Consider the following 13690-nt stretch of genomic DNA (forward strand, 5'->3'; position numbering starts at 1 on the left):
GTGGTCGCCAACACTGCTTCAGAGCATCCGCCTGACCAAAAACCCGAGTATTATCTGCATCCTACGAAACGCCCCGCAATCGCCGCGTAGTCGCAAATGTTGTAGTTTCACTACACGGGCCACCGCCGATGCCTGACGTTCGGCAACGGAACTCGAGCCAAGAAATCGGGCTCGATACCCCCGCCATTGCGACAGCCTGCTATCATCCCTGCACGTAAATTCGATCTCCGAAAGGCTCATGTCGCATTTCACACCGCTCGCCCCGCCTCTGCCGACCGGCACGCGCGAAACCACCTATTGCCAACTGCCCCAGGGAAGCGCTACCGCGCTGACGCTGGCGCGCCTGGCCGATGATGCACCACTGCTGGTGGTGACGCCGGACACGGCAAGCGCGCAGCGCCTCGAAAGCACGCTGCGCTTCTATGCCGACGTGCCGGTGATGCCGTTTCCCGACTGGGAAACGCTGCCCTACGACAGCTTCTCGCCGCACCAGGACATCGTCTCGGCACGGCTGAGAACGCTGCGGGAACTGCAGGAAGGCACCCAGGGGATCGTACTGGCTTCGATCAACACCCTGATGCAGCGACTGCCGCCACGCGACTACGTGGCCGGGCGCGTGCTGACGCTGGCGACCGGTGACCGGCTCGATCGGGAGAATTTCAGGGAGCGCCTGTCGCGGGCCGGCTATCGCGCGGTGGAAACCGTCTACGAGCCGGGCGAATACGCCATGCGCGGCTCGCTGATCGACCTGTTTCCCATGGGCACTGACGCCCCGCTGCGCATCGACCTGTTCGACGACGAGATCGACACGCTGCGGCGCTTCGATCCGGATACCCAGCGCACGCAGGACAAGATCGAGCGCATCGACCTGTTGCCGGCGCACGAGTACTCGTTGTCGCGCTCGGCGATCGCCTGTTTCCGGGAAGGGTTCGAAACCCTCTTCGACGTCGATCCGCGGCAGTGCCCGCTCTATGTGGATGCGATCAAGGGCATTCCCTCTCCCGGCCTCGAACAGTACCTGCCGCTGTTCTTCGAGGAGACCGCCACGCTGTTCGAACACCTGGCGGAGCAGACACGCATTGCGCTGCTTCCCGACGTCTTCGAAGCCGCCGAACATCACTGGCTCTCGATCGAAGGGCGTTACGAGAACCTCGGCGTCGACCCGACTCGCCCGCTGCTGCCGCCGGCCAAGGCGTTCGTCCCCGCCGCCGAGGTCTTTGCCGCGATCAAGCAGCACCCGCGCCTCGAATTCGTGACCGATCCCGCCTCACGCCACGTCATCCCCAGCGCGACCCAATCACCGCCGGCGGTCGCGATCAACGCCCGCGCCCAGCGCCCGCTGGCGACGCTGGAAGCGTTTCTCGAGGCTCACCGTGATCTGCGCATTCTGTTCGTCGCTGAGTCCCGCGGGCGCCGCGAAGCGCTGGACGAAGCGCTGGCGCCACTGCATCGGGATATCCCCCACATCGACGGCTGGCAGGACTTTCTGGATGGCCGTCAGCCGTTCGCGATCGCCGAGGGGGCGCTGGACGAAGGGCTCTGGCTGGGCGATCCCGCTATCGCGGTCATCACCGAAACCGAGCTCTACGGCGAAGTCGTGCGCCAGACCCGTCGCCGCGCCAAGGCAACCGACGACAACGAGCTGGCCGTGCGCCACCTCTCCGAGCTGCGCCCCGGTGCGCCCGTGGTTCACCAGCATCACGGCGTCGGCCGTTACCTGGGCCTGGAGATGCTTACCGCCGGCGGCCAGGCGGCGGAGTTCCTAGCGCTGGAATATGCCGGCGGCGCCAAGCTCTACGTACCGGTCGACAACCTCCAGCTCATCTCGCGCTACGCCGGCGCCACCGACGAACTCGCTCCCTTGCACAAGCTGGGCTCGGACACCTGGGGCAAGGCCAAGCGCAAGGCGGCCGAGAAAGTCCGCGACACCGCTGCCGAGCTGCTCGACATCTACGCCCGGCGCGAGGCCAGGGAAGGATTCGCCAGCGACATGCCCGGCGAGGAATACCTGCGCTTCGCGGCGAGCTTCCCGTTCGAGGAGACCCCTGACCAGCACGCTGCCATCGAGGCGGTGATCGCCGACATGACCGCACCGCGGCCGATGGATCGCGTCGTCTGCGGCGATGTCGGTTTCGGCAAGACCGAAGTCGCCATGCGCGCCGCGTTCCTGGCCGTCAGTTCCGGCCGCCAGGTGGTGGTACTCGTGCCCACGACGCTGTTGGCCCAGCAGCACTACGACAACTTCCGCGACAGATTTGCCGATACCGCCGTACAGATCGAGATGCTCTCGCGTTTCACTGGCGGCAAAGGGGAAGGCGATGCCCTGAAGCGGATCGAAGAAGGCCGCGCCGACATCGTCATCGGCACCCACAAGCTACTTTCCAAGTCGGTCAAGTTCTCCAATCTGGGCCTGATGATCATCGACGAGGAGCATCGCTTCGGCGTCGCCCAGAAAGAGCGCCTCAAGCAGATGCGCGCCGAGGTGGATATTCTCACACTGACCGCGACGCCCATTCCACGCACGCTCAACATGGCCATGAACGGCATTCGCGACCTCTCGATCATCGCCACGCCCCCGGCACGACGCCTCTCGGTCAAGACGTTCGTGCAGCAGCGCAACGAGCCGGTGGTCAAGGAAGCGATCCTGCGCGAGGTGCTTCGCGGCGGCCAGGTCTATTTCCTTCACAACGAGGTCAAGACGATCGAGGCCAGCGCCGAGAAGCTTCGCGAACTGGTGCCGGAAGCCCGCGTCGGCGTGGCCCACGGCCAGTTGCCGGAGCGCGCCCTCGAACGGGTCATGTCGGACTTCTACCACAAGCGCTTCAACGTGCTGGTCTGCTCGACCATCATCGAGACCGGCATCGACGTACCCAGCGCCAACACCATCATCATCGAACGTGCGGACAAGTTCGGCCTGGCCCAGCTGCATCAGCTGCGCGGCCGGGTCGGACGAAGCCACCATCAGGCCTACGCCTACCTGCTGACGCCGCCGCCCAAGGCGATGACCAAGGATGCGATCAAGCGACTCGAAGCGATCACCCTGAGCGACGATCTCGGCGCCGGCTTCACGCTCGCCAGCCACGACATGGAAATTCGCGGCGCGGGCGAACTGCTCGGCGACGAGCAGAGTGGCCAGATGGAGACGGTCGGCTACAGCCTCTACATGCAGATGCTCGATCGTGCAGTCAAGGCGATCCGGGCCGGCAAGACGCCCAATATCGAAGCCCCGCTCGACGAGGGCACGGAGATCAGCCTTAACCTGCCGGCGCTGATTCCCAACGACTACCTGCCCGACGTTCAGCAGCGCCTGATCATGTACAAGCGCATCAGCAGCGCGGCGGATGAAGGCGCGCTGAAGGAACTGCAGGTCGAGATGATCGACCGTTTCGGTCTGCTGCCGGCGCCGCTCAAGACACTGTTCCGCCAGACGAGGCTGCGCCAGCGTGCCGAGCGCCTCGGCATCGCCAAGCTGGAAGCCGGAGCCGAACGCGGCCGGGTGATTTTCGGCCCGGACCCGCAGGTCGATCCGATGACGCTGGTCGAGCTGATCCAGCGCCATCCGGCAGAGTACAAGCTCGACGGTGCCGACACACTGCGCTTCCACGGCGACATGGAAAAGGAGGAAGATCGTTTCCAGCGCATCGACGCGCTGCTGGAAACCCTCAACCGCAAGGCCAAGGCGGCCTGAGCCGGGCTTCGACCGGCACTGCAATCCATAAGCTTCAAGCTGTAAGGAAAAGCAACGACAAGACACTCAGTCGCTTGCTTTGCGCAACGAAGGGGCCCGGCTTCCAGCTTCCTGGGCGAAGTGCGGTGCTTCAGGCTTCCGGAGCCCGGCAAAGCCGGAGGCGGGTGATCTCGGAGGGCGCGCCGAAGCGCATCGGCGGCCCCCAGTAGCCGGTGCCCCGGCTGGTATAGACCCACATCCGCCCTTCCTTGCCCAGCCCGGCCAGAAAGCGGTTGGCACGACGTGCCAGCAGGCTCCAGGGCCATATCTGCCCGCCGTGAGTGTGGCCGGAAAGCTGCAGGTCGAACCCGGCCTCTGCCGCAGCGGGCGCGGAATTGGGCTGATGCGCGAGCAACAGGCGTGTCGTTCCCGGCGGTATGTCACGAGCAGCCAGCGCCGGGTCGCTGCGATGCGCGGGAACGTAGTACCCCGCCGACAGATCGGTAATGCCGGCAACGGCCAGTTCCGCCCCGTCATGCTCGACAATGTCGCACTCGTTGATCAGCACGCGCATGCCCAAGCGCCCAAAGGCGGCGACCCACGCCTCGGCTTCGCTGTAGTACTCATGATTGCCGGTCACGCAGAATGCGCCATGCCGAGCGCTCAAGTTCGCCAACGGCGCCAGGTCTTCTTCCAGCTCCGCGACGCGGCCATCGGTCAGATCACCGGTTATCGCGACCAGATCCGGCGTCAGCGAATTGACCCGTTCGACGATACGCTGCAAGTGCTGGCGCTTGATCGTCGGGCCAATATGCAAGTCGCTCAACTGAACGATCGTCAGTCCCTCCAGCGCGGCAGGCAACCCGGCCAGCGGCACCGACACGTCGACGACGCGGGGCACCCTTCTCGCCTGCCACACCGAATAGACCGACAACACTGACGTTGCGATCAGCACGCCCCAGGCGCTACCGGCGACCAGCAAGGCCGTCGGCGCAGTCGCCACGTGCCAGGTCGCGAGCAGAATGTCCCGGGCCAGCGTGAGCAGCAGCAGGAAGGAGAATACCCCCGTCATCACTGCGACCGGCCAGGCGAACCAGCGGCCGTTGAGCCAGGTCACCCGGACCACCCAGGGCATCAGCAGCGCACTGGTGAGCAGGTAACCGGCGCCGACGATATTGCTCCAGACGCCCAGCGAGAGCCCGGACAGCAGGCGCCAGCCGACATAGCCATGCAGCACGAGCAGGACCAGCCGCAGACGCAAAAGCGATCGATGGTGTCGCAAGTTCAAGCATTCCTTGCATTGAATGAGCGAAAAAACCGGTATGCCGGCACGCGGCAATTCGACAACGTCTCTCCCCGGTGGCCCCGGTGGCCCCGGTGGGCCGGCATGAGGTGTCGATGCAGCCATGACGATGCCTCAAAGTAGCCCCGCCTGCCATTGGCCGCAACGCGAAGCGTTGCGCTATCCTTGGCGGTCGCGGCGGCGTCAGCCCGCCGCGTCTGTCACCTGTCTGGAGCCAATGTCCGCATGAGCTACGCTACTGGCCTTTCCCGTCTACCGTTACGTAACGCCGCTTTCATTGCCAGCCTCTGCCTGCTGGCCGTTTCCCTCTTCGGGCTCGCCTCGTCCTCGAACTGGTGGTGGGGCGTCGCCATCTTCGGCGGCCTGTCATGGCTAGGATTTCACGACACCCGCCAGAAGCGCCGCACCGTCAGCCGCAACTATCCCATTCTGGCGCACTGCCGCTATATCCTCGAGTCGATCGGACCCGAGATTCGCCAGTACTTCATCCAGTCCGATCTCGACGAGCGCCCGTTCTCCCGGGAACAGCGCGCCGTCGTCTATCAGCGTGCCAAGAACGAGAGCGACAAGAAGCCTTTCGGTTCCTTGATCGACATGTATGCGCCCGGCCACGAGTGGATCAACCATTCGCTGCGACCGACCCATATCGACGACAGCGACTTCCGGGTCCGGATCGGCGGCAGCCTCTGCAGCCAGCCCTATTCCGCCAGTGTGTTCAATATTTCGGCCATGAGCTTCGGCTCGTTGTCCGGCAACGCCATCGAATCGCTCAACGCCGGCGCTCGCAAAGGCGGGTTCTACCACGACACCGGCGAGGGCTCGATCTCCCGCTATCATCGGATTCACGGTGGGGATCTGGTCTGGGAGATCGGCTCCGGCTACTTCGGTTGTCGCCACGACGACGGCAGCTTCAATGAAGAGCGTTTCGCCGCCAACGCGCGCGACGAACAGGTCAAGATGATCGAGATCAAGCTGTCGCAGGGCGCCAAGCCGGGCCATGGCGGCATCCTTCCCGCCGCCAAGGTCAGCGCCGAGATCGCCGAGGCGCGCGAGGTGCCCATGGGCGAGGACGTGGTCTCCCCCGCCGGCCACAGCGCTTTCTCCACGCCGCTGGAGTTGATGACCTTCATCGGACGCCTGCGCGAGCTGTCCGGCGGCAAGCCCATCGGCTTCAAGCTGGCCATCGGCCACCCCTGGGAGTGGTTCGCAATGGTCAAGGCCATGCGCGAAACCGGCCAACGCCCCGACTTCATCGTCGTCGACGGAGGCGAAGGCGGAACGGGCGCCGCGCCGCTGGAGTTCATCAACCGTCTGGGCGTGCCGCTGACCGAGGCGCTGATGCTGGTGCACAATACTCTGGTGGGTGCCGGACTGCGCGAGGAGATCAAGATCAGCGCCGCCGGCAAGATCACGTCCGGATTCAACATCGCCCGGACCCTGGCGCTGGGTGCCGACTGGTGCAACGCGGCACGCGGCTTCATGTTCTCGCTGGGCTGCATCCAGGCACTCAACTGCCACTCCGACAAGTGCCCCAGCGGCGTGGCGACACAGGATCCCAAGCGCAGTCGCCACCTGGATGTCGCCGACAAGTCCGAGCGGGTCTACAACTTTCACCGCAATACGCTCAAGGGCCTGGCCGAGATGCTCGCCGCCGCGGGTCTGCAACACCCCTCGGAACTCGGCCCGGAACATATCATTCGGCGCGTATCCGCCGACGAGATCCAGTCTTACGACAAGCTGTTCACCTTCCTGAAGCCGGACGAACTGCTTGATGGCAACAGCGAGCACACGGTGTTCAAGAACTATTGGGAAGAGGCCCGCTCGGACTCCTTCCTGCCACCCGCCCAGTTGGCCGAATTGCGGCTGACCAAGCTGCGCTGATCGCCACCGTCAGCCCTCGGCTTCGCCAAGGCCGGCGCTGGGTGCCGCCCAGCGACGGTCGCCGGTGAACAGGGTTTCGACCAGCACCGGCGTCGAGATCCGGCGAACGCTGGCATCGAGGGTCGCTCGCCACCGGTCCGCCTCCTCGATGGAGAGCGGGTGACCCTTGACGAGTACGACATGAACGGTGACATAGAGCATCCGGCCCGGCCGGACCATACGGATATAGATGGCATCGGTGGGCAACGCCGCCAGCGCTGCCGTGATCGCCGCGCGTACCGGGTCGACCACATCGGGCCGCGGCGAGCGGTTGAGCAGCTCCAGAATCGCATTCTTGGCAACGCGGACGGGAACCCCCAGACAAAGCAGCACGACCGCGATCACCAGCCACGAGTCCACGTAGGGAACGACGGCATGCCAGCCTAGCGCTTGCACTACGGGGATCAGACAGAAAGCCAGTAGCACCGCGGCGGAGATCAGCGCGTTGACGCGCCAGTTGTCGATATCGGCTTCGAGCAACGGACTGCTGACATGACGACTGACACGCCGCAGCACGAGGGCCGCCAGCGTGCAGGCTGCCGTTGCCAGACAGGCGTAGCCGATCGAGATGCCCGCCGCGATCGTGTTGCCGCCCGTCAGCAGTGCCGTGATCGAATTGAATAGCGCCAGCGCCGACACGCCCAGCATCAGCAAGCCCTTGCAGGCGTTGACCATCGACTCGAAGTAGCCGTACCCGAACGGATAGGTATCGTCATCGGGGGCCACGACCAGCCGCCCTACGCGCAGTGTGAAGACGCCGACCACGGCATAGATGGCGTTGAAAAGCCCGTCGAGGAGGATCGCCTGGGAACCGGAAAGCACCGCAACCGTGAGCGCAAGCCCTCCAATGAGCGCGGCCATGACCGTCGAAAAGCGAAGCGCACCGCTCTCGGTAGTGGGCCATCCCGTTTTCATCGCGCCTCTACCCCTCGTCGTCCGAACGCTCTCGTCGTACCCCCATGCATCACCGCGGATTCGCAAATGCCGCAGTGGCTCTCGCGATCTGTATAATGCGCCGTCAACGAATCCCATACTTTCGATGCAGGAGCTGCACGCTCTATGGCTAATTACGCCTGGACCATCTCAATGCTCGCGATGACCATCGCTTTCATCACCTTCTTCACTTTCAGCGCCACCCGGCGTCGCGCGCTACTGGTGACCGCACTGGCATCGGCCGCCATCGCCGTGGTCATGGCGCTGGTAGCGGGTCTGATGCAGTAAGGGACACAGCGGTCCGCGTCAGTCAGCGCCACGGATCGCGGCAGGATTGTGCCGCCCCCTCACGGGCCAGAGGGCGCAGAGCCGGCTAGTGGACCGTCGCCGGCGCTTCTTCGGCGGCATCTTCTTCATCGCCTTCCCACAGGTGGGTCCGCGTGATTGCATGATCGAGCATTTCGCGGGCCACGTCGAAGCGGCTGCGTCGCAGCAGCTCGACGGCCTCTTCGGAGAAGCGGATCGAGACGAGCGGTTCACCCGTTGCCTCTGCCGGTCGTAGCACCACTTCTCCATTGGCAAGTTCGACGATTTCCAGAATCGCGGTATCGGACACGGCTACCTCTCTTGTCACTCTCTGTCATGGAGTGACGACTCGAATAAAAGGACAGGAACAATAAAAAACGACCAGAGCCTGGGCCCCGGTCGTTGTTGTCTTCGTTCAGGCTAACACGTTTACCCCGAGCCAGTCACCACTCGCTACTGCCTTCGCGCAGCGCCGGCAGCAGCGCCTTGAATTCACGATGGCACCAGCGCAGCGTATCGCCCAGCGATGGGGCGCCAGCGCTGGCAATCAGCCCGGCCCGTGCATCGCGGCGGGCCACGCCGTCGGCGCCGTGCAGCGCCTGCAACCGCGCAAGCAAAATACCCAGCCAGCTTTCGGGATCACGGGACAAGGCCCGCAGTCGTTCGAGCTCGGCCACATTGACTCCCGTCGCCCGCAGCCACGCCTGCCAACCTTCGTGGGGCAGGTCGGTATGCTCGGTGACTTCTCGCAGTACGGAATCCAGTGCCAGCCCCAGTTGGCCCAGCGCGGCCTCCTCCAGCGCCATGCGGCGCGCTGTCGCGTGCTCGTCGTCGCCCGGCTCGATCGTCAGCAACAGTTCAGCCTGATAAAGCAGCTGATTGGTACGGGCCACCGAGGTCATTTGCGCTTGTCCTCCACCTGCCAGCGGCCATCTTCGTAGACGGCACGCCAGCCGGTTGCCTTGCCCTCTTCGTCGGTCATGACGAACTGGCTCTTGGTCTTGCGCGAGAAGCGGATCTGCGCCGGTCGACCGTCAGGATCCTCGCTCGGCGCTTCGAGCAGGAAATGGTACTTCTCGGGCAGAGCGTCGGCGTGCGCCTTCAGCTCCTTGACCAGCGGCGGGCGGGTTTCCCGGTTCTTGGGAAACTGACTGGCCGCCAGGAACAGGCCGCTGGCGCCGTCGCGCAGCACGTAGTGATCGTCGACCTTCTGGCAGGCCAGCTCCGGCATCGGAATCGGATCCATCTTGGGCGGCGCGACTTCGCCACTCTTCAACAACTTGCGAGTGTTGCCGCAACCCTCGTTGGTGCAGGCGAAATACTTGCCGAAGCGACCGCTCTTGAGCTGCATTTCGGAGCCGCACTTGTCGCATTCGATCACGGGACCATCGTAGCCCTTGATCCGGAAACGCCCCTGCTCGATCTCGTAGTAGCCGTCGTCATCGTTGCTGATATAGAGCTTGCGGCCCTCGTCGATCAGGTAACTGTCCATCGCCGTGCCGGTGTTCGGGTTACGACGCTTGGCGCGCAGCGCTTCCGTCTCGGCGGCCTCGTCGGCATCCGCGGGGACGGCTTCCTCTCCCGGGATCAGATCGATGGTCGTCTTGCAGCGCTCCTTCGGCGGCAGGTTGTAGCCGGAACAGCCCAGGAACACGCCGGTCGACGCGATGCGAATCTGCATCGGGCGGCCGCAGGTCGGGCACGCGATATCGGTCTCGATGGGCTCGTTGGGTCGCATGCCATCCTCGCCTTCGGCACGCTCGAGCTTCTGCTTGAAGTCGGCGTAGAAAGCATCGAGCAGCTTCTGCCACTGCTCGTGCCCCTCGGCGACCTCATCGAGTCGGTCTTCCATGCGGGCGGTGAAGCCATAGTCCAGCAGGTCGTTGAACGATTCCACCAGGCGATCGGTCACGATCTCGCCGAGCTTCTCGGCATAGAAACGCCGGTTGTCGAGCTTGGCGTAGCCTCGGTCCTGAATGGTGGAGATGATCGCCGCATAGGTCGACGGGCGGCCGATGCCGCGCTTCTCGAGCTCCTTGACCAGGCTTGCTTCGGTGTAGCGCGCCGGCGGCTTGGTGAAGTGCTGCTGCGGATCGATCTGCTCGACCTCGAGTGTCGCGCCCTCGCCGATATCCGGCAATTGCGCCTGCTCGTCCTTCTTGGCCACCGGCTTCATCACGCGGGTGTAGCCGTCGAACTTGAGCACCCGGCCACGAGCCTTGAGCTCGAATCCGGCCGTTTCGATGGTCAGCGTGGTGGCGAGATATTCCGCCGGCACCATCTGGCAGGCGACGAACTGACGCCAGATCAGCTCGTACAGCCGCTGGGCGTCGCGCTCGACGGGCAGGTCATCGGCCCGCTGCTTGACGTTGGAAGGACGAATGGCCTCGTGCGCTTCCTGGGCGTTCTGCTTGCTCGAGTAGCGATTCGGCGCTTCCGGCAGGTAGCGGTCACCAAACTCCGACTGGATGTAATCGCGCACGCCTGCGACTGCATCCTGGGAGAGGTTGGTGGAGTCGGTACGCATGTAGGTGATGTAGCCGCCCTCGTAGAGCCGCTGGGCCAGCGTCATCGTCTTCTTGACGGAGTAACCCAGTCGTCCGCTGGCAGCCTGCTGCAGCGTCGAAGTAATGAACGGCGCATTGGGCTTGGAGCTGGTCGGCTTGGTTTCGCGGCTGGTGATGTCGAGCATGTCCTGACGCAGCGGCGCGATGCGGTCGTGGGTCTCTTTCTCGGAGGTAGGACGGAAAGTCTCGCCGTTCTCGCGGACCACCTCGAAGCGGATCGGTTCACCATCGGCGGTGACGAGGTCGGCGTGAACGTCCCAGAACTCTTCCGGGTTGAATGCCCGAATAGCGCGCTCACGATCGACGATCAGACGTACGGCTACCGATTGCACACGGCCAGCGGAGAGGCCACGAGCCACCTTGCTCCAGAGCAGTGGCGAGACCATGAAGCCCACGACGCGATCCAGGAACCGGCGACTCTGCTGCGCCTCGACACGGGCAATGTTGAGTGTGCCGGGCTGCTTGAAGGCTTCCTGGATGGCATTCTTGGTGATCTCGTTGAACACCACGCGCTTGTAGCGCGAGTCGTCGCCGCCAATGGTCTCCTTCAGGTGCCAGGCGATCGCCTCTCCCTCACGGTCCAAATCGGTCGCGAGATAGATCGTATCGCTCTTGTCGGCCAGCCTCTTGAGCTCATCGACCACCTTCTCCTTGCCCGGCAGGATCTCGTAATTGGCCCGCCAGCCATGTTCGGGGTCGATACCCATGCGCCGAACCAGTTGATCCCACTGCTTCTGCTTCTTGTACTCCGCCTTCTCTTCCGGCGACATCTTGCGGGTGATTGCCGCCTGCTTCGCGCGCTCCTTAGGATCGCTGGCCTGCTTGGAAGAACCACTGGTCGGCAGATCACGAATATGCCCGACGCTCGATTTCACCACGAAATCGTTGCCGAGATACTTGTTAATGGTCTTGGCCTTGGCCGGCGACTCAACGATAACCAGTGACTTGCCCATAGCGCTCCTGCTTCTTTATATAGCGGTGGTCCCAGCCGGTGGCGTGCTCGACGGCAGGGAGTGGGGCCGACCGGAAAATCCGCCTACCCTACCCTAGCCTTTCTCATGGCGCCAGCCGTAGCTTGACTTTGCCCAACGTTGGCGGTGCCATGTCAATGGCCCTTCATCATGGGGCTAACGAGAAGAATTCCAAGTTACGCCGTCGTGTCGTCTTGGGCTTTTCGGGCCTTTCATCCATGTCGCGTCTGGCGCTTGCACGCTACACTCGAATCCGTAACGTCGTCGTCGCGAAAGGCTTTTATACTGCCAACGCCAACAGTCTCCGGGGCCTGTGGCGGTCTATTCGCCATCCGATGCCGAGAAGCGGCCCCCCGTTGAAACGTCGGCCATACCTGCGAAGCGTTGTCTGTGGCACATTTATCCGGGATGGGGCAGTAACAGCGCTTCGGACAAGACGGGCTCCTTGTTGTAAAATAACCACATGTCACCGTTGCGACTCGATCCATGGCTTTTCAGCGCGGCGGGACGACTCATTCAGTTGCCAGGAGAATTTCCATGCAGCACGCGTTTCACGGTCCGATTCGCCGCACCAAGATCGTCGCCACCCTGGGTCCTGCTACGGACCGCGAGGGAGTATTGGATGCCATTATCGAAGCCGGGGTCGACGTCGTTCGCTTGAACTTCTCCCACGGGAATCCGGAAGATCACCGCCGCCGACTCAAGGCCGTTCGCGAAGCGGCGGATCGTCACGGCCGTGCGGTGGCAGCACTGGGCGATCTCCAGGGTCCCAAGATCCGCATCGCCCGCTTTGCTGCCGAAGGCGGCGTCAAACTCGAAAAAGGCCAGCCTTTCGTGCTGGACGTGTCGCTGGATCGCGATGCCGGCGACAGCGAACGCGTCGGTTGCGACTACAAGGAATTGGCCGACGACCTCGAGACTGGCGACACCCTGTTGCTGGATGACGGTCGCCTGGTGCTCGAAGTCGACCGTATCGAAGGTGCGCAGATTTTCACCACGGTCAAGGTCGGCGGCAAGCTGACCAACAACAAGGGCATCAACAAGCAGGGCGGCGGCCTTTCCGCTGCGGCGCTGACCGAGAAGGACAAGGAAGACCTCAAGACCGCGATCGATATCGGCGTCGACTATCTGGCCGTATCGTTCCCGCGCAGTGGCGCCGACATGCAGTATGCGCGCGAGCTGCTGGGCGAAGCGGGTCAGGAGATCGGCCTGGTCGCCAAGATCGAGCGCGCCGAAGCCGTTGCCGACCCGGAAACGCTGGACGATATCATCCGTGCCTCGGAAGCGGTGATGGTCGCCCGCGGCGATCTCGGCGTCGAGATCGGCGATGCCCAGCTGATCGGCGTGCAGAAACGGATCATCGCCCGCGCCCGTACACTCAACAAGGTCGTCATCACCGCCACTCAGATGATGGAATCGATGATCGAGTCGCCGCTGCCGACCCGCGCGGAAGTCTTCGACGTCGCCAACGCGGTTCTGGATGGTACCGATGCGGTGATGCTCTCGGCAGAAACCGCCGCCGGCGACTTCCCGGTCGAGACCATTCGCGCCATGAACCGGCTGTGCCTGGGCGCCGAGCGCGAGCGGGCGGCCCAGCAGTCCCAGCACCGCATCCATGAAGGTTTCAGCCGGATTGACGAAACGTTGGCGCTGTCTGCCATGTATGCGGCCAACCACCTTTCCGGCGTGGTCGCCATCGCCTGTTTGACCGCGTCGGGCTACACGCCGCTGATCGCCTCGCGCATCCGCTCCGGCCTGCCGATCGTCGCGCTGGCCGAGACACCGCTGGTCCAGCGTCGCATGGCGCTCTATCGTGGCGTCGTCTCGCTGGTCTTCGATAGCTCCCGCTTCCCGCTGACCGAGATCAACAGCGGTGCGATCAAGGAGCTGGTCAGCCTCGGGCTCGCCAGCAAGGGCGATCTCGTCATCCTGACCCGCGGCGATCACATGAACGCTCATGGCGGCACCAATACCATGAAGATCATTCAGGTCGAGGAGTGATCGAGAGCCTCCGTTCGCACGG

At 63.8% G+C, this 13690-nt stretch carries 9 protein-coding genes; 4 read left to right on the forward strand and 5 right to left on the reverse strand.

All coding sequences use genetic code 11. The features are described 5' to 3' along the window. Positions 1-238 precede the first annotated feature (238 nt). Entirely contained in the window at positions 239-3688 is a 3450-nt protein-coding gene (gene mfd / locus CCD76_RS12725) for a transcription-repair coupling factor (RefSeq protein WP_087719838.1), read from the forward strand. A gap of 130 nt (positions 3689-3818) precedes the next feature. Here the strand turns inward: mfd and CCD76_RS12730 are convergent, their stop codons facing one another. Beyond that, positions 3819-4949 (reverse strand): metallophosphoesterase, encoded by a 1131-nt coding sequence (locus CCD76_RS12730; RefSeq protein WP_218777031.1) that lies wholly within the window; start codon positions 4947-4949, stop codon positions 3819-3821. Positions 4950-5195: 246 nt separating this feature from the next. Here CCD76_RS12730 and CCD76_RS12735 point away from each other — a divergent pair, with 246 nt between their 5' ends. Continuing rightward, positions 5196-6851, forward strand: a complete 1656-nt coding sequence (locus CCD76_RS12735; RefSeq protein WP_087719840.1) for an FMN-binding glutamate synthase family protein — start codon at positions 5196-5198, stop codon at positions 6849-6851. A 9-nt stretch (positions 6852-6860) separates the two neighbouring features. Here the strand turns inward: CCD76_RS12735 and CCD76_RS12740 are convergent, their stop codons facing one another. Beyond that, complete coding sequence (locus CCD76_RS12740) at positions 6861-7805, reverse strand: cation transporter (protein ID WP_087719841.1); 945 nt, start codon at positions 7803-7805, stop codon at positions 6861-6863. Positions 7806-7949: 144 nt separating this feature from the next. Here CCD76_RS12740 and CCD76_RS20060 point away from each other — a divergent pair, with 144 nt between their 5' ends. Next, positions 7950-8111, forward strand: coding sequence for a hypothetical protein (locus tag CCD76_RS20060; protein ID WP_179208918.1), 162 nt, complete (start codon positions 7950-7952; stop codon positions 8109-8111). Between the two features lie 85 nt (positions 8112-8196). Here the strand turns inward: CCD76_RS20060 and CCD76_RS12745 are convergent, their stop codons facing one another. The 3 genes from CCD76_RS12745 to topA form a co-directional block, all read right to left on the reverse strand. Further along, a complete protein-coding gene (locus tag CCD76_RS12745; RefSeq protein ID WP_087719842.1) occupies positions 8197-8439 on the reverse strand; it encodes a hypothetical protein in 243 nt (80 codons plus the stop codon). 133 nt (positions 8440-8572) lie between these two features. Continuing rightward, the gene (locus tag CCD76_RS12750; RefSeq protein ID WP_087719843.1) at positions 8573-9031 is read right to left on the reverse strand and encodes a DUF6586 family protein; all 459 of its coding nucleotides are present in this window, start codon (positions 9029-9031) and stop codon (positions 8573-8575) included. Beyond that, on the reverse strand, positions 9028-11649 hold the full coding sequence (topA, locus tag CCD76_RS12755) for a type I DNA topoisomerase (protein ID WP_087719844.1): 2622 nt from the start codon (positions 11647-11649) through the stop codon (positions 9028-9030). Before topA ends, CCD76_RS12750 begins: the two co-directional genes overlap by 4 nt. Positions 11650-12204: 555 nt before the next feature. On the opposite strand from topA, the gene pyk reads away from it, so the two are divergent. Then, positions 12205-13668 carry a pyruvate kinase gene (pyk, locus tag CCD76_RS12760; protein WP_087719845.1) on the forward strand — a complete coding sequence of 488 codons (1464 nt, stop codon included), beginning with the start codon at positions 12205-12207 and terminating at the stop codon, positions 13666-13668. The last annotated feature ends 22 nt before the right edge of the window (positions 13669-13690 follow it).

Source organism: Salinicola salarius (assembly GCF_002179555.1).
In the GTDB taxonomy this organism is placed as follows: Bacteria; Pseudomonadota; Gammaproteobacteria; order Pseudomonadales; family Halomonadaceae; genus Salinicola; species Salinicola salarius_A.

What these genes read in the sequence shown, in the direction of transcription:
- mfd (WP_087719838.1), top strand. Translation starts at nt 239, where the DNA reads ATGTCGCATTTCACACCGCTCGCCCCGCCTCTGCCGACCGGCACGCGC.
- CCD76_RS12735 (WP_087719840.1), top strand. Translation starts at nt 5,196, where the DNA reads ATGAGCTACGCTACTGGCCTTTCCCGTCTACCGTTACGTAACGCCGCT.
- CCD76_RS12740 (WP_087719841.1), bottom strand. Translation starts at nt 7,805, where the DNA reads ATGAAAACGGGATGGCCCACTACCGAGAGCGGTGCGCTTCGCTTTTCG.
- CCD76_RS20060 (WP_179208918.1), top strand. Translation starts at nt 7,950, where the DNA reads ATGGCTAATTACGCCTGGACCATCTCAATGCTCGCGATGACCATCGCT.
- CCD76_RS12750 (WP_087719843.1), bottom strand. Translation starts at nt 9,031, where the DNA reads ATGACCTCGGTGGCCCGTACCAATCAGCTGCTTTATCAGGCTGAACTG.
- topA (WP_087719844.1), bottom strand. Translation starts at nt 11,649, where the DNA reads ATGGGCAAGTCACTGGTTATCGTTGAGTCGCCGGCCAAGGCCAAGACC.
- pyk (WP_087719845.1), top strand. Translation starts at nt 12,205, where the DNA reads ATGCAGCACGCGTTTCACGGTCCGATTCGCCGCACCAAGATCGTCGCC.